This window comes from Varibaculum cambriense, from assembly GCF_022133705.1.
Taxonomy (GTDB): Bacteria; Actinomycetota; Actinomycetes; order Actinomycetales; family Actinomycetaceae; genus Varibaculum; species Varibaculum cambriense_A.
On record NZ_JAKNHJ010000003.1, the window covers coordinates 40776 to 56708 of the forward strand.

Here is a 15933-nt window from a genome sequence, read left to right on the forward strand (position 1 = left end):
TCAACTAGCGCTATGGAATAATTAGAACATGATTTCGCTAATGCTGGTAGATGACCAAACCCTGGTGCGACAAGCTTTAGCCAGTTTGCTTAGTTTAGAGGACGACCTCAAAGTTTCAGGGCAGGCTGACAACAACCAGGCAGCGTTACAGCAGCTGCGCGCCCTACAAAATAGTGGACAGGCAGTTGATGTGGCGTTGGTAGATATTGAGATGGGGTCAGATTCCGGACTGGATTTAACTCGCGAAATCAAACAGGCTTTCCCAGACACAAAAGTACTGATAGTAACGACTTTTGGTCGTCCCGGATATTTAAGCCGGGCACTTGCGGCAGGAGCTAGCGGTTTTATTGTCAAAGACACCCCCGCGGATCAGCTGGTGAGCATTATTCGCAATATCTATGCGGGAGCTAAACATATTGACCCTAAATTGGCTGCCGATGCCCTAGCTCAAGGACCTAATCCTTTAACCCCGCGAGAAATCGAGACTCTGAACTGTGCCTTAACTGGGGCTAGTATCGAGCAAATAGCGGCTACAGTTTTCCTAGCTCCCGGCACGGTACGTAATATCATTTCCGGTGCAATGACCAAGCTGGGAGCTAAAAGCAGAATCGAAGCTGCTCAAACCGCTAGCGCCGCCGGTTGGCTATAATCCTACTGCAATAAGTCCGAGTGCGTTCCCGTTCGTGTTAGCGAAAGCTCAATTTGGTTAGAACTAATTTTATATATCAGTAGCCAATCAGGGCGGATATGACATTCGCGATGCCCCAACCAGTTTCCCGTTAGTGCGTGATCCTTTAGTGCTTTTGGAAGTGCTTCTCCACCTGCTAACAGCCGGATAACGTCATCTAGCTCCTCTATGGGAAGCCCACGCCGAATAGCCTGCTTGTAGTCTTTCTTAAACCGGTTAGTCCATTGAATCTGGTAGCTCATGATTTTAGTTCTTTTAACGCCTCTTCGACATCCGAATAGCGTTTTGCATCTGGGTCAGCTAGTAATCTCTCTGCTTCTGCTAGAGCCATCTGGGTTTGATAGTTGGGCGATTTTTGACGGATTTCAAACGGAAATCCTCCCGCTTGGATAGCCTGACGCAAAAAAATATTAATCGCGGTAGTCATATTAACCCCTAGATTGCGAAAAATATCTTCGCTTTGCTGCTTAACATCTTTATCCATGCGCACACTGAAACTGGTAGTACCGGACATAGCAAATCCTCTCTCCTGCAATAAAATACATCTATAATAAGTCTATTATCCAGGCATTAGATATGCAATAGCTAGTTTATTTGTACTATCTGAGGGGTAGGATGAGGGTAAAAATAGTTCCGGAGGTGGCGCGATCCCTATAATCAGGTATTTTAACTTTGCTGAGGGCGCTCGAAAGTAATACCTGAAACCTAGGAGATTATTCTGCGGGTTGGTTCGCACAGTTGGCGCACAAACCGAATACGTCTGCCATATGTTCAATATTGCTGAACTTATAGCGCCGAGAAATCTCGCCAATCCACTGTTCTAACTGGTCATCTTGCACATCTACCGTATAACCACAGTTTCGACACACCAGGTGGTGATGATGCCGGCGCGCCGCGCAACGCCGGTAGAGGGTTTCTCCTTCCTCTGAACGCAAGCTGTCGAGTTCCCCGGCCTCAGTTAGCGCCTGCAGGTTGCGGTAAACAGTAGCCAGTCCCACCGCTTGTCCGGCTGAAACCAGGGCAGTATGCACTTGTTGAGCAGAACGAAAATCCGTTTCATCAGCCATGATTGCCATAATCGCGTCCCGTTGGCGGGTTTTACGCTGCATTGCCATTGCCTGTTTTACCTACTTTCCTGCATCTGCTCAGCTTTGCCGTAAAAGACAGATTTTCCTAACTGCCGCCTCCAGCGCATACTGTGGGTCCCGGCTAGCACCTTTAGCATCTTCATCGGCTTGCGCAATAATCTTAATCGCTTCCGCCAAGTGAGCATCACTCCATCCGCGTACTTCTCGCCGTGCTTTTTCCAGCTGCCAAGGCGCCATTCCTAGCTGGGAAGGGTTTACTCCCCGGACGCTGACTTTTGCCAGGTTACGGAACTTTAGGGCGAGCGCACCTCCGATAGCGACCGGCTGAACTCCGGAAGAAAACGCTTGCCGCAGCAGCACCAGGGCGCGCGAAAGATTCCCCACTGCGGCGGCATCGGCTACGTTAAACCCACTAGCCCCCACTCGAGACCCGTAGAACTGTTGTACTGCCTGCAAGGTTACCGCCTGCGGATAGTCGGAAACCAGCTGCCTAGCCGCGCCGATTAGTTCCGCGAGATCCTCACCAAGCGCATCTACCAGCAGCTGCGCTCCGGCCGGCTCTATGCGCCCGCCGACAGTGCGCACTTCTTCGACCACCAAGGATAATTTGTCACGCGCATTCTTAATCCTCGCGACTTTTACTTCCTGTGCTCCCGCTTTCTTAATCTTGTCTACCTGGCGTTTTCCTTTATTGGAGCCATCGTGCATGGCTACCACCCAGCAATCTGCTTGTGGCGCAGCTAGGTAGGCTGCCAGGTCTTGTCCCAAATCATCAGCGGCGGATTCGAAATCGGGAATCACTACCAGGCGGGCTTCTCCAAACAATGAGGGCGAAGTCAAGGAATCTAGGGAACCTGCCTGATAACCGTTAGCAGTCACCTCGGTCACTGCTAGGGTGGGATCTTGGTTTCGTCCCAGTTGCTTTAAACGAGTCAGGGCGCGATCTGCCAGCAGCTTCTCGGGGCCGCGTATGAGCACCCCGGAACTTAAGGTGCAATCGCGCCAACTCATTTGCTTTGAGGCCATGATTTAACATTGCCATTTATCTTCCTTTTTGGAAAGTAGCAGCGGTAAATATAGGTCAGCCCCGCCCCCACTATCCCCAATGCCAAAATCCCTGCCCCGCCTGCTGGCCATGGCAAGGTTGCGAATCGATTGGAGGCGACCGCCCGAGCCACTGTCATCACCCAAGTGCAGCCTATCCCCAGTATTTTTGCCAAAAATGTTCCAGGCAGTGGCAGGAATGTCAGGCAGGCTCCGCCCCAGATCAACAGGGTCACTACCGGGGCGATAGCTACATTTGCGAGGACGGTCAAGGTATTGATTCCAGGACGAATTAACAGTTGCCCCGGCAGGCAAGCTAGTTGTGCCACCAAGCTCACTGCGCAAACGGAGAGGAATGCCTCCAAGAACTTCCGGAAAAGTGCGGAATATTGCCGCAATAATCGAGGGGTTCGCCCGCTCCCCTGTCTTTTTACTGTCGCTATTGCCCGGTGTAGTTTTTCTTCTAAAGGCCGTGCCACCAGCACTATTGCTGCAGTAGCGCTGACTGAGAGCAAAAATCCGGTATCGGATGCGAATCCGGGTTCAAAAATTAGCAGACCGATAATTGCGATTTCGAGGGCGCTAAAAGAATATGGCTCTTTGCCTCTAGCTAGCGCCAGCAGAGAAACCATCCCCATTACCGCCGCCCGCAGCAGCGAAGGAGAAGGCCCTAAGAGCAGGCAGTACCCCACTAACAAACCGGCACCCGCCAACAGACGCCAGCGGCGTTTTAACCCCGCACTAAGTAGCGCTACCAAGGAAAGTAGCACCGAGATATGCATCCCGGACACACAGGTAATATGCACTATTCCCGCAGTTTTTAATGCCTCGGTATTCTCCGACGCATCAGCTCTGATTCCGAGAATCATGGCCGGCAGCAGCGTAGCTGCTGCCGGAGAATCTGCAGCTACCAGTTTTTCTTCCAGCCGGGTCGCGAACTTTTCTTTCAGGGCCGCCGCCCCGAGCGGCCCGGCTCTCACTTTGGGGCTAGCGATGATTCTTCCGGAGATCTCTAAGAGAGCATTGGCGCTGATTACCGTGGTTAAATTTTGGTTAGATTCCCTGGCATTAGGTTCCCGGCCGCGGGACGGTTTTTTTAACTGCAACACGGTTTCTATAACCGTTCCACGAGGATATTTTGGCAGGTGCTGACCAAACGCCACCAATTTCACCCCAGTATTTACCGCTGGGGTATCTGGCAGGCGGGCTGATAATAGACGTAACTGGGTTATCTGTTGCTCGCTTGCCGGGTCATATTTTCGCGGCGGCGTCTCTACCAGCGCTATCGCCTGGACTCGGTCGATCTGCCCCTGCCAGGCGCGTGCTAACGGGTCTGCGGCTATCACCCGCGCCGATTGGCTAATTGCCACCGCCACCCCGCCCAGCGCCCCTAAAGCCAGAGCGCCTGCCAAGATAATTCGGCTCAGAATTCTCCAGTAGCTGGCCAGCAAAAGCACGGCAGCGCCCCCGAGAGTTAAAGCAGCGATAAGTGGCAACCATTGTAAGGGAAGAGCAGGTAAAACCAAGGCACCCAACCAGGCAATAATGGCTGCCGGCGCTAAACGTAAATCTAGGATTCTCCCCTTCATAGCTTGCCTAGAGCCTGATCATTGCCGCCAAGGACGCGTATTTTTTCTCCCCAATTCCAGACACATTCTTCAAGTCTTCCAGGTTTTGAAAACGTCCCTGGGATTGGCGATAATCTACAATCCTTTGCGCGAGCGCCTGCCCCACCCCCGGAAGCTGCTCTAACTGTTGCTGCGAGGCCTCATTAATAGAGATTTTTCCGCCGCCCGCGCCGGCTACAGCGCCCGCACCAGCTTGTTGCCCGGCACTTTCTGCCGCGCCTGCCCCACCTGACTTCGCCCCTACTTCCGGCGCACTGTTCTCTTCGATTCCTACCCGCAGCTGTTCGCCGTCACTCAAGTGGCGTGCCAAGTTCAATCCCGACAGGTCGGTACCGGGAAGCGCTCCTCCGGCAGCTTTTATCGCGTCTTGTACCCGCGCGGAAGCCTCCAGACGGACTACTCCCGGTTTTTTAACTTTACCCACTACATCCACCAGTACCTCTCCGGTGGCAGCAGGGGGAGACCCCGGCGCGGCTTTAGCAGTAGCACTAAAACTTGGGGTTGTTGAAGATAACCCGCTGCTAGGAGTTTTACCTTGCGCCCACCCTGCCATCATCGCCACTATCACCACGGCTATTAGCGCAGCTAGCACAATTCGCGGGGAAGGAGCCCAACGCAGACGGGCACCACCCTCGCCAGAGCGCAGCCGGGTTTCTGCCTGTTGCAAAAGCTGTTGTGCCCGCGGAACCTGAGAGGATGCCTGACGAAAATGCGAGCGGGTATAGCTGGGTTTTTCTGGAGCCATAGAGCGAAAATAAGCCGCTGGCGCGTCCTCGACAATCTTTAAATAAACTGCAACAGGAAAATCCAACCCCGCCTAGCGCGGGGGACAAAGCTCAATCAGAATCCGCGGCGCAAGCGGGTTAATGCGTCCTTTAAATCAGCGGCCAAAGGCGCTTGAAAGCTCACCTGTTCACCAGTTACTGGATGGGTAAATCCTAAGCTCACCGCATGTAGCCACTGCCGCTTCAGCCCCAGTTCCTTCGCTAGCAGTGGATTTGCCCCATAGGTAGGATCACCCACGATAGCGTGCCCAATTGCCTGCATATGCACTCGAATCTGATGCGTCCGCCCCGTCTCTAGCTGCAGCTCAACCAGGGTTGCCCTCGGCAAGGACTCCAAGGTGCGGTAGTGAGTTATGGCCGGCCTGCCTCCCGCTACTACCGCCATTTTGAAATCGCGAGAAGGATGGCGTCCAATCGGAGCGTCAATAGTGCCCGCGGCCGGATCTAGATAGCCTTGTACCAATGCCTGATAGATCTTCTTCACCCGGCGAGCGCGAAAATCTGCTTGCAGGCGGTCATACGCTAACTGCGACTTGGCCACTACCATCGCCCCGGAAGTCCCCACATCTAAACGGTGAACTATTCCTTTACGTTCAAGTGGACCAGAGGTATCAATTTCTTGTCCCGTAGCCAACAGGGCTCCGATTACCGTTGGCCCTTCCCATCCGGGAGCGCTATGCGCCGCCATCCCCACCGGCTTATTGACCACCACAATATTTTCGTCCTGGTAAAGAATCGGCAGCGGTGCAGGGGTTTCTAGACTTTTTGGGCTTACATCAGGCAGCAGCACTTCCACCTGGTCACCGCGGGTTACCTCCGCTGATTTTCGCGGAACGGTTCCATTTACCTTGACATAGTTTTGTTTAATCAGTTTGGCAACCAGAGAGCGAGAAATCCCCAGTTCGGCTGCCAACACTTGGTCAAGGCGCTTACCTTGGGCGCATTCAGGAAGTTGCAGGCGAACCCGGTCACGCATCCTTGCCCCGCACCCGCTCCGGTTTGTAAGAGTGATTACCGCTAACCGAGGGGACGCCCAGCACCACCAGCACTACTACCGCAACTACCCCGACCACAATCGCAATATCCGCAACATTACCGACGAACATCGAACGGTAATTCAAAAAATCGATCACATGCCCCCGGAAGATTCCCGGAGGGCGAATGAGGCGATCGACCAGATTTCCCAGCGCCCCTCCGGCCAGCAGCCCTAGGGAAAGCTGCCAGGCACGGTTAGTCATTGCCCGTCCAGTCCAGACGATAATGGCTAGTACCACCGCCGCTATCACCGAGAACACCCAAGTGAAGCTCTCTGCCAGCGAAAAGGCCGCCCCGGGGTTACGCACCAATTGCAGACCAATAAAATTGCCAATAAAGGGTTTTTCAGGCGCTCCCAGTTCCAGGACGCTAAGTGCCCAGGCTTTAGTGATTTGGTCAACGATTAACACCGGTAGCGCTACGAAAACGAATATCACCAGGAGCGGTGCCGATTTTTGTTTTTTTCGCTGATTCATGTTCTTTCCAGGTCGGTTTGCTCTATGCCTAAATTTAATAAAAAAGTAGCGGCGCCACCACTTACGTGATGGCGCCGCTCTAATCCTCCCTGGCTCTTAGGAGGAACTAAGTTTAAGTTACTCGCTATGCCTCTTGAGCATCTAGTTGACCGATCAAAGCCTGTAGGTGTTCGCGCACCTTCTGGCGGTAATCGTTTTCGAAGGCCTTCAGGTCATCGACCCGAGACTCTAGGTCTGCACGTTCGGATTCAAGCTGCTCTAGCACGCGACGACGCTCATCATTGGCTTCCCGTACGATCTGGTCACCCTTGAGGCGGGAATCTTCCAGAATCTGATCAGCTTCTTGCTGTCCATTGCGCACGTATTCGTCATGCACCCGCTGTGCCAGCGCCAGCATAGAGGTGGCATCCTCTGGCTGTTCAGAACCAGGCTGCGCGCCGGCCTGTGCGTTTTGCTCTGCCTGTGCCAGTTGCTCCCGCAGCTGCTCAATTTCCGCCACGGCCTGTTGGGTTTCTGCTTGAGACTGTGCCAGTGCCGCTTGGGCTTCCTGCTGGGTTTGGGCCAAGTGTGCCTGCAAAGCCTGGATTTGCTCCCCGGCTTGCGGATCGCCCTCGGCAGCAGCCGCCTGATACTGCTGTACCTGCGCCTGCATTTCCGCGATTTGCGCATTAGCGGTCTCAAGCTGCGCCTTTAGGGCTGCGGTTTCTTCACCGCTGTCGCTGGCAGTTACCTGGCCACCATCAGCTGCCTGCTGGCGCGCCTCATCTAGTTCAGTCTTTAGGGACGCATTCTGATCCTGCAAAGTCGCGATAGTTTCCACGACTTCATCTAGAAACTCGTCAACTTCTTCTTGATCGTAGCCTTCACGGAACTTGGTCGCCTGGAATTGCTTCCAGTGGACATCTTCAGCAGTCAGCAGAGCCATACCTGTCACCTCAGTTATCTATCGTGTTTTTCCCGAGGTAGGCGCTCTACCTGCCAGCGGGAACTTCTGCGCTATAGGTTGCAGTTGGAAACAAGCATACCGAAGATCTGCTCAACTTCCACATCATCAACAATAGTAACATCTATCATTTTGAGCAACACTTTAGCCAATTTTCTGCACTTTTATCCGTGCAAAAGAATTAGCAGCGCGTTAATCAGGTGGATCCAAATATTTATCAATACTGTGACCAGCAAGAACAGTACGATAAAACTCAAATCTAGGGCAATAGTCCCAAGTCGCAGGGGTTTAATGAATCTGCTTAAGAAACGCAAAGGCGGATCGGTTAATCCAAAAACCACATTACAAAGAAATAGCGTAACCGAGTTTTTTGGCCGCCAACTCGGGTTCAGTGCCATCACCCAAGACAGCACCGCCCGCACTATCAACGCCAGAATATACAGCTGGAGAAGCCATCTGCCTATCTGACCGACCCAATAGACTAAAGTGAGCATCTATCAGCTTTGATTGAAAAAGTCTCTTTTGGATCCCAGCGAAGATTCGCCCTCGTCAACCTGTACAGACTTCGGAGAAAGCAAAAATACCCGGTTAGTAACTTTTTCAATTCCCCCATCCAGGGCGAAGCTGAGTCCGGCAGCAAAATCAATCATCCGCCGCGCTTCCAGGTCATTCATTGCCCCCAGGTTCATAATCACCGGAGTGCCCTCTTTAAAGGCTTCCCCAATACTTTGAGCCTCGTTATAGGTGGTAGGCCGGATCGTCACAATCCGTTTAAGCTCTGAAGCAGTCTCCGGCTGGGAACTGACTGCATGCGGGAAACGCAAAGCCGGTTCTACAATCCTAGGACGAGGGGTGGGAACTTCAGCATCCGGAACTGCGCTTTCCAGTTCATCGCTGAATTCTTCGTTCTCTTGTGGTTCGGACAGACCTAAATAGTCCATCGTCTTCCTCAAAGCGCCCATCAGGTTCTCCTTCTTTTAATACTGGTCTACAAAAACGTTAAACGGGACTGGGTTCTTTTTGAAGTATTACTACGGCGTGTTTCCAAAACTATGCACCTAAATGCGCAGTTCAGCCGGCTGGGACTTCTCGCTTGCCCACCACTATTCCCGCGAACCTGCCCGTATGGGCGTCACGGCGGTAGGAATAGAGGTTGCGATCTTCAAAAGTGCAGCGTTTAGAGGCAAAAGTAATCCGGGCTCCCGCCGACTTGAGTTGCGAAATTACCCCCGCCTGTAAATCCAACCCGGGACTTCCCATCCGGGTACGTGACCACGCGGCAGGCACATGTCCGGTCACGTGGGCTCGCATTGCCTCGGGAACCTCGTAGCAGGCTCCACAGATAGCCGGGCCAATAGCAGCGTGAATCTTTCCGGTTTGCGCCCCTAGTTTCCGCAACGCCAGCACCGCTTCGCGAACAATGCCGGTAACCATTCCGGCTCTACCGGCATGTACGGCCGCCACTAGTAGACCATCATCGGAAGCCAGTAGTAGGGGCACGCAATCAGCCACCATCACTCCCGCTGCCGGGGTGGTTAGTCCCAGCTCTGCGAACTCGCGAGTATCGATGACAATCCCATCGGCCTCTACCGGAGCATTGGTGTGACCAGGCCGGACTTGCACCACCCGGTTGGAATGGGTCTGGTGCATCCAGACCACTTTGCGCCCGATCGCCTCATCAACGATCCGGCGGTTCTCTGCTACGATGTCCGGGTTATCTCCGACATGATCTCCCAGGTTGAGGGTAGCGTACTCGCCGGAGGATTTCCCCCCGATCCGGTTGGTAAAAACTGCCTGTGCGCCGCCGATGCGAAACATTTGGGCCTACCGCATGAAGTCGGGTACGTCTAAACCCGATTCTTGGTCGTCGTCCTCGAATACGCGCGGCACAGTTAAGGTGCTATCGTCCTCGCTCTTGCGGTTAACCCCGAAATTGTCGCGGTAGCTGCTGGAGCTTTCGTTTTCTTTGCGGCTAAAGGCATCGCGCGAGGGCGGGGTCACCGGGAGCCGGTGCGCCCCTCCGCTGACACTGGAGCGCGGAAGATCCCCCACGCTGCGTTCGTCCTGGTTCAGAACTGCACGGCGCGGAAAAGCCGGGATCGCAGAAGTGGCCGTGGAATCCTCGTTTTTCTCTGGCACGGAGGAGGTGGAGGAGGCGGCGGGTTTCGAGGCCGGCTCGGGCGTTGCTTTCTTCTCTACCCGCGCGCTCTTCTTGCCCTTCTTGGGATCATCAAACCCGGCCGCAATGATTGTCACCCGGATCTGGTCGCCCAAGGATTCGTCTACGTTGGCACCGAAAATAATATTGGCTTCGGGGTGCACCATTTCGCGTACCATATCGGCGGCGCGATGCACTTCCATAAGACCCATATCCGAGCCACCTTGGAAGAACATCAGCACTCCCAGTGCCCCATCAATATCTGCCTCTAGCAGCGGAGACATGAAAGCGGCCTCGGCGGCGCGAATCGCGCGATCCTCACCGGTGGCCGAGCCAATTCCCATCAGGGCGGTACCCGCTCCCTTCATCACGCTTTTTACATCGGCGAAGTCCACGTTAACCAGGGCGGAAGTAGTGATCAGGTCGGTAATGCCTTGTACGCCGGAGTGTAAGACCTCATCAGCAGCCGAGAAAGCATCAACCATAGTGATGTTTTGATCTGAGATTTCTAGGAGGCGATCGTTGGGGATCACAATAATGGTGTCTACTTCTTTTCGTAGCGCCTCTACCCCGGCTTCCGCCTGCGTCTGCCGGCGTTTACCCTCAAAAGAGAAAGGCCGGGTGACTACCCCGATAGTCAGAGCGCCCATTTCACGCGCAACCCGCGCCACGATGGGAGCGCCCCCGGTGCCGGTACCGCCGCCCTCGCCAGCGGTAACGAAGACCATGTCTGCACCTTCCAGGGTGTCTTTAATTTCTTCTTCGTTGTCAGCGGCAGCGCGTTCGCCTACCTTGGGGTCAGCTCCTGCTCCCAGACCGCGAGTTTCTTCCCGCCCGATATCCAATTTGACGTCTGCATCTGACATCATCAGCGCTTGCGCATCTGTGTTAATCGCGATGAACTCTACGCCTTTAAGCCCGAAATCGATCATGCGGTTAACGGCGTTTGCTCCGCCCCCGCCGATGCCTACGACTTTAATATCTGCCAGGTTAGTATCTGGTACTGTCACGGTCGCCCTCCGATCTAACCCTAAAGCTTTAGTTTAGAGTTAGGATTATTAGCCCTCTTGGTCAAACGAAAATCCTATGTAAAGAGGAGTTTTCAGCAAGCATTCTGGGCGCGTGTTGCCCATTTCTCCATAAAAGTCTCTCATTTGCCATCCCGGCATATCATTAGAGACAAGAACTACCCCAGGAGGAAATATGTCCACTATTTTTACTCGCATTATCGCTGGCGAAATACCCGGCGAGTTCTGCTGGAAAGACGATATTTGTGTCGCCTTTGCCGACATTAACCCCATCACCCCCGGACATGTATTGCTGGTTCCTCGCCGGGAAGTAGAAAACTATTGGGATGCCCCCACAGACGAACTGCAACACCTGATGAAAGTGGCACAGATTATCGGGCGTGCTCAACGGCAGGCATTCGGCGCTGAGCGCTCCTGCCTGAGTATCGCGGGATTCGACGTACCCCACCTGCACCTACACCTGATTCCGGCGAACTCTATGGAGGACATTAAGTTCGCTCACGCCCAACCGGCCACTGCGGAGGAGATCGCTACCTCTATGCAGACGTTGCGTCAGGCGATTGCCGCCCAGGGATACGCCCGCGAGGCGGAAGCTAGCGCCTAAGAAACAGAATTTTCAGCTAGCGAGCGGCGCAGATAATCAAGTTCGCTGGCATCAAACCAGGAAAGTGGCTCCGCCGCTAGCTCTTCCCAAAGCTCCAGCTGCGCTGATTCTGCTTCCGGTAGGTCATTGCCGCCGTTTTCTGGTATTTCACTGCGGGTATCACTAAAGTTACCGCGGCTCCACGCCGCTGCCAGCCGGGAAGGAAGCTGCGTCCTAAGCTGGGTGCAAAGCTCCAAGTTATCCGGAGAGTCCACATGCAGGCTCACTAAGCGCTCCCAGTCAAAGCCAGACTTGACTGCAAATACGCCGGGGGCATTTTCCGCGCCCAACTCCTGAGGGTTAACATCGAGCGCCGCGACTATTCGCCCCGGATACCCCACTACTTCTCCTTGCAGACAAGACATAGCGGACATAGTCATCGCCAAATCTTCCGCCTGCTCACTATCGAGAGGATCAATTCCCCAAAGCTGACAGAAATCAGCACTGCCCTGCCAGGCATTACGGGAATATAGATGCGGCTCAAACAGGTCAGATACCGCTAGGGGAAGATAAATTCTCATCTCGCAATTGTAGCGGTTTGCCAAGAGTTCTTTGGCCTGCGGCGCGGCGTTGCCCGGATACTCGATTGTCAACTAGCAACCAACCCAAAGGCCTCATTAAAAACTCACCTGTCTTTAATTCTTTCTTAATTTAGGGGTCGCTGACAGCTACGCTTTAGAGACTTTTATTAAAAGAAGAATCTGCATATACCTGTTTAAACAGTTCGAAAACGCCAATTGGCAACGGAGCCCCCTTACCCGCGCCTCTCTAATGAATTAGAGTTTTCCTCTCATATTTAAAGGATGTGAGTCGATGAGTTCAGCAGCGCCAGCCCTCCTTCTCCGGGAGGTCACAGAAAATGATGTTTCCCCAGAGGTAAAAAACGTAAACCGGACTCAAGAGCTATTTCCGCCCGGCAAGCCCCTGGTAACAATTTGTCCCCAAGACAGTGACACGCCCGGACCCTACGCCATAATTTGTCCCGCACTTCCGCGAATTCCCTTAAGCCCCAAATATGGCCCCCTGGAAGTGCAGACCCTGCTTCCTCGCCCTCAAGCCCGTAAGAAAACCCCCGCAAACCCGCAAGCTGCCTCATTATCGTCATTACCCCAGATAAAACCATGGGTGGCAACGGCCGTGAAAACCATATTCGAAGTGTTTTCTGGCCGCCGATCCGCGCAGGCGGTAACCAACTGGTTTACCCCCGAGTTACAAGGATCCTTCTTGGCATTAGCACGCAGCGAGCGTCATCGTCCTCTGCCTACAGCGATTCAGATCCGCCGAATTCTTTGTAGCAAAGCCGGGATCGGGACTGAGGGCGGCGGCGCCTTCGAAGTGGCAGTGAGTATCAGCGATGGCTCGCGGGTACGGGCGGTGGCGATGCGGATCATCCCCTGCGGCAAAAAATGGAGAATCTCCGCGCTTGAGATCGGGTGAACGCATACGCCAGCAGCTGCGGAAAAGCCATCAGTTCCGTATGGGTTTACCTAGGGATTCCCCGCCCGATTACCGCAAGCCCAGCCACAACGAAATCTCAAAAGTACCGCTAAGCGTTGAGCTACAAGCGCTCCCCGGAAGGATTAGCGACGCTTCTTACGCTTCTTTTGAGCCCGGCGCTGAGCCCGGTTTCCGCCTTGCGCGGCAGTTTGCCGCGCCGCCTCGGCGCCAAAAGCGGAGCCTTGCCTAGAAGCTCCCGCGCCCGCCGGCACCGTTTCCGAGGATTCCTTATGTCCGGTATCCCCCATCACCGAGCCTTCCGCTATCGCCTTCTTCTTGGCTTGTTCAGCCTGCTGCTTTTCTACCTCTAACTGCTGCTCATAGACCTGCTGGAACTGGTGGGCAAAATTGAAGATCCCGGTCACGGTATCTTCACGCACCTGTCCCATCATGTTTTCGAACATGAGCGCACCCTCGGACTTGTATTCCACCAAGGGGTCACGTTGCCCCATTGCCCGCAGGCCAATACCCTCTTTAAGATAATCCATCTCGTAGAGGTGCTGCTGCCAAAGACGATCAACCGTAGCTAGCAAAACGCGGCGTTCCAGTTCCGCCATCGGCTGGTCACCCAGCTGATCAATCGCAATCGGGTTCTCATTAACCTGATCGAGAATTTCTTCATAGGCATCGGCAATATCATTTTGCAGCATATTTTCCAGCTCGGAAGCCGAAATATGTAGGAAAGAGCCGTCCTCGTCTTTGAGCTCCGAAAGGGAGGCACGCACCGGGTAAACCGCGCGCAAATTGTTCCACAGTGCTTCTAGATCCCATTCATTGGAATCGGCGCCTTCACTGGTAGTATGGGTGACCGCTTCTTTTATCAGCGTGCGCAGGTAGGAAGGAATCAGCTCATCGAGATCTATTTCCTTTTGCAGCACTTCTTGACGTTCGGTATAAATCAGATCGCGTTGATCGGTCATTACGTCGTCATATTTGAGGACGTTCTTACGGATCTCGAAGTTCTGCGCTTCGGTTTGATGCTGCGCGGATTGGATACGCCCGGAAACCATCTTGGATTCTAGCGGTAGATCTTCCGGGTAGAGCGAAGAATTCATAAAGCGGGTAACGAACGCCGCCATATTCTTCATCATTAACGGATCGTCCATTGCCAGGTAGAAGCGGGATTCCCCGGGGTCACCTTGACGACCAGAACGCCCTCGCAACTGGTTATCAATCCGGCGCGCATCGTGGCGTTCAGTACCGAGGACGTATAGTCCGCCCAGGTCAACGACCTCTTCATGTTCGTCGGCTACCTCGGCCTCAGCCTGAGATAAAGCATCCGACCAGGCTTCACGCCACTGTTCGGGAGTTTCTTCCGGGTCAAGTCCCTGCGCACGCAGCTTCTGATCCGCGATATGTTCCGGATTGCCGCCCAGCATAATGTCGGTACCACGACCAGCCATATTGGTGGCCACGGTAACCATGCCTTTACGTCCGGCATCAAAAACCACCTGGGCTTCATGGGCATGCTGTTTAGCGTTCAGCACATTGTGCGGCACCCCGGCCTCATCCAACATGATGGAAAGCTCTTCCGACTTGGCCACATCGGTAGTACCCACCAGAATCGGTTGGCCTTTTTCGTGGCGCTCCTTAATATCGCTAACAATCGCCTTGAGTTTGCCGCGCCGGGAAGGATAAACCAAATCCGGTTGATCGATGCGGATCATCGGTTTGTTCGACGGAATCGGGATTACCCCAATCTTGTAGGTGTTCATGAACTCGGCCGCCTCGGTTTCGGCGGTACCGGTCATGCCTGAAAGTTTGTTGTACAGGCGGAAATAGTTCTGCAAAGTGATGGTGGCCAGGGTCTGGTTTTCGGCTTTAACCGGGACGTGCTCTTTGGCTTCAATCGCCTGGTGCATGCCCTCGTTGTAGCGCCGCCCTTCCATTACGCGCCCGGTATGTTCGTCAACGATTAGCACTTCCCGGTTACGAACTATATAGTCACGATCCCGTTTGAACAGCTCTTTCGCTTTAATCGCGTTGTTGAGGAAGCCGATTAAGGGAGTGTGGGAGGCTTCGTAGAGGTTCTCGATTCCTAAGAAATCCTCGACTGCGGCGATCCCCACATCGGTAACCCCCACGGTGCGTTTCTTTTCGTCGACCTCGTAATCCATATCTTTTTCTAAGCGGGTTACCAGGGAGGCAAATTTGTTGTACCACTGGTCTGCTTCGCCTTGGGCAGGACCGGAAATAATCAGCGGGGTACGCGCCTCGTCGATAAGAATCGAGTCCACCTCGTCCACGATGGCGAAATTGTGTCCTCGCTGGACGATATCTTCTACCCGCTGCACCATATTGTCGCGCAGATAATCGAACCCAAATTCGTTATTAGTCCCGTAAGTAATATCCGCTTGGTATTGTTTTACCCGCTCCGTGGGGGTTTGACCATTGACAATACAGCCCACGGTTAGCCCCAAGAAGCGATAGACGCGCCCCATTAGTTCACTTTGATAGCTGGCGAGGTAGTCGTTAACCGTGACTACGTGCACGCCCTTGCCACTCAGCGCGTTGAGATAGCTGGGCATGGTGGCGACCAGGGTTTTACCTTCACCGGTTTTCATTTCGGCGATATTTCCATTATGGAGGGCGATACCCCCCATTACCTGCACGTGATAGGGCTTTTGTTTGAGGACGCGCCAGGCAGCCTCCCGCACAGTCGCAAAGGCGTCAACCAGGATTTCATCCTCGCTTGCCCCGTTTGCCAGTGCCTCTTTAAACTCGTCGGTCTTGGCTTTTAGTTCTTCGTCGCTGAGGGCGGCGTATTCGTCCTCTTTCGCCACAACTTCGCGAGCTGTCCGGTCTAGGCGTTTGAGGATACGCCCCTCGCCCATGCGCAGGATTTTTTCAAAAAATGACATCAGTTCTCCCGTGTGTTCGCTCCGTTTACCGATTCTATATGGCTGCGGCAAAAAGCACG

Annotated in this window: 18 protein-coding genes; 3 read left to right on the plus strand and 15 right to left on the minus strand. The window is 53.8% G+C overall.

Annotation, left to right across the window (positions count from 1 at the left end; translation table 11 throughout):
• The first annotated feature begins 28 nt into the window (after window positions 1–28).
• A complete protein-coding gene (locus tag L0M99_RS01895; protein WP_238127532.1) occupies window positions 29–649 on the plus strand; it encodes a response regulator transcription factor in 621 nt (206 codons plus the stop codon).
• A 2-nt stretch (window positions 650–651) separates the two neighbouring features.
• Here L0M99_RS01895 and L0M99_RS01900 read toward each other — a convergent pair whose 3' ends face one another.
• The 13 genes from L0M99_RS01900 to ftsZ all read right to left on the minus strand — a co-directional run bounded on the left by L0M99_RS01900 (window position 652) and on the right by ftsZ (window position 10855).
• A complete protein-coding gene (locus L0M99_RS01900; protein ID WP_238127533.1) occupies window positions 652–930 on the minus strand; it encodes a type II toxin-antitoxin system YafQ family toxin in 279 nt (92 codons plus the stop codon).
• Complete coding sequence (locus tag L0M99_RS01905; protein WP_283217019.1) at window positions 927–1202, minus strand: type II toxin-antitoxin system RelB/DinJ family antitoxin; 276 nt, start codon at window positions 1200–1202, stop codon at window positions 927–929. The genes L0M99_RS01900 and L0M99_RS01905 overlap by 4 nt, the downstream gene beginning before the upstream one ends.
• 199 nt (window positions 1203–1401) lie before the next feature.
• Window positions 1402–1803, minus strand: coding sequence for a Fur family transcriptional regulator (locus L0M99_RS01910; protein WP_316076752.1), 402 nt, complete (start codon window positions 1801–1803; stop codon window positions 1402–1404).
• A 30-nt stretch (window positions 1804–1833) separates the two neighbouring features.
• Window positions 1834–2802 carry a DNA polymerase III subunit delta gene (gene holA, locus L0M99_RS01915; protein ID WP_238127535.1) on the minus strand — a complete coding sequence of 323 codons (969 nt, stop codon included), beginning with the start codon at window positions 2800–2802 and terminating at the stop codon, window positions 1834–1836.
• Window positions 2784–4409: a ComEC/Rec2 family competence protein gene (locus L0M99_RS01920; protein WP_238127536.1), complete on the minus strand. Its 1626-nt coding sequence runs from the start codon at window positions 4407–4409 to the stop codon at window positions 2784–2786. Before L0M99_RS01920 ends, holA begins: the two co-directional genes overlap by 19 nt.
• Before the next feature lie 7 nt (window positions 4410–4416).
• Window positions 4417–5193 carry a helix-hairpin-helix domain-containing protein gene (locus L0M99_RS01925; RefSeq protein ID WP_238127537.1) on the minus strand — a complete coding sequence of 259 codons (777 nt, stop codon included), beginning with the start codon at window positions 5191–5193 and terminating at the stop codon, window positions 4417–4419.
• Window positions 5194–5288: 95 nt separating this feature from the next.
• Window positions 5289–6209: an RluA family pseudouridine synthase gene (locus L0M99_RS01930; protein ID WP_238127538.1), complete on the minus strand. Its 921-nt coding sequence runs from the start codon at window positions 6207–6209 to the stop codon at window positions 5289–5291.
• Window positions 6202–6744 (minus strand): signal peptidase II, encoded by a 543-nt coding sequence (gene lspA / locus L0M99_RS01935; RefSeq protein WP_238127539.1) that lies wholly within the window; start codon window positions 6742–6744, stop codon window positions 6202–6204. The genes L0M99_RS01930 and lspA overlap by 8 nt, the downstream gene beginning before the upstream one ends.
• Before the next feature lie 124 nt (window positions 6745–6868).
• Entirely contained in the window at window positions 6869–7669 is an 801-nt protein-coding gene (locus L0M99_RS01940; RefSeq protein ID WP_024059279.1) for a DivIVA domain-containing protein, read from the minus strand.
• Between the two features lie 182 nt (window positions 7670–7851).
• The gene (locus L0M99_RS01945) at window positions 7852–8181 is read right to left on the minus strand and encodes a YggT family protein (RefSeq protein ID WP_024059280.1); all 330 of its coding nucleotides are present in this window, start codon (window positions 8179–8181) and stop codon (window positions 7852–7854) included.
• A 3-nt stretch (window positions 8182–8184) separates the two neighbouring features.
• A complete protein-coding gene (locus tag L0M99_RS01950) occupies window positions 8185–8649 on the minus strand; it encodes a cell division protein SepF (protein ID WP_024059281.1) in 465 nt (154 codons plus the stop codon).
• Window positions 8650–8758: 109 nt separating this feature from the next.
• Window positions 8759–9505, minus strand: a complete 747-nt coding sequence (pgeF, locus tag L0M99_RS01955; protein WP_238127540.1) for a peptidoglycan editing factor PgeF — start codon at window positions 9503–9505, stop codon at window positions 8759–8761.
• Window positions 9506–9511: 6 nt separating this feature from the next.
• Window positions 9512–10855: a cell division protein FtsZ gene (gene ftsZ, locus L0M99_RS01960; protein ID WP_024059283.1), complete on the minus strand. Its 1344-nt coding sequence runs from the start codon at window positions 10853–10855 to the stop codon at window positions 9512–9514.
• Between the two features lie 193 nt (window positions 10856–11048).
• On the opposite strand from ftsZ, the gene L0M99_RS01965 reads away from it, so the two are divergent.
• Window positions 11049–11477 carry an HIT family protein gene (locus tag L0M99_RS01965; protein ID WP_238127541.1) on the plus strand — a complete coding sequence of 143 codons (429 nt, stop codon included), beginning with the start codon at window positions 11049–11051 and terminating at the stop codon, window positions 11475–11477.
• Here the strand turns inward: L0M99_RS01965 and L0M99_RS01970 are convergent.
• Window positions 11474–12037, minus strand: coding sequence for a DUF6912 family protein (locus L0M99_RS01970; RefSeq protein WP_238127542.1), 564 nt, complete (start codon window positions 12035–12037; stop codon window positions 11474–11476). The two genes, L0M99_RS01965 and L0M99_RS01970, sit on opposite strands and share 4 nt — an antisense overlap.
• Window positions 12038–12329: 292 nt before the next feature.
• On the opposite strand from L0M99_RS01970, the gene L0M99_RS01975 reads away from it, so the two are divergent.
• On the plus strand, window positions 12330–12953 hold the full coding sequence (locus L0M99_RS01975) for an Rv3235 family protein (protein WP_238127543.1): 624 nt from the start codon (window positions 12330–12332) through the stop codon (window positions 12951–12953).
• Window positions 12954–13096: 143 nt separating this feature from the next.
• On the opposite strand, the gene secA is transcribed toward L0M99_RS01975, so the two are convergent.
• Window positions 13097–15874: a preprotein translocase subunit SecA gene (secA, locus tag L0M99_RS01980; protein ID WP_238127544.1), complete on the minus strand. Its 2778-nt coding sequence runs from the start codon at window positions 15872–15874 to the stop codon at window positions 13097–13099.
• Window positions 15875–15933 lie beyond the last annotated feature (59 nt).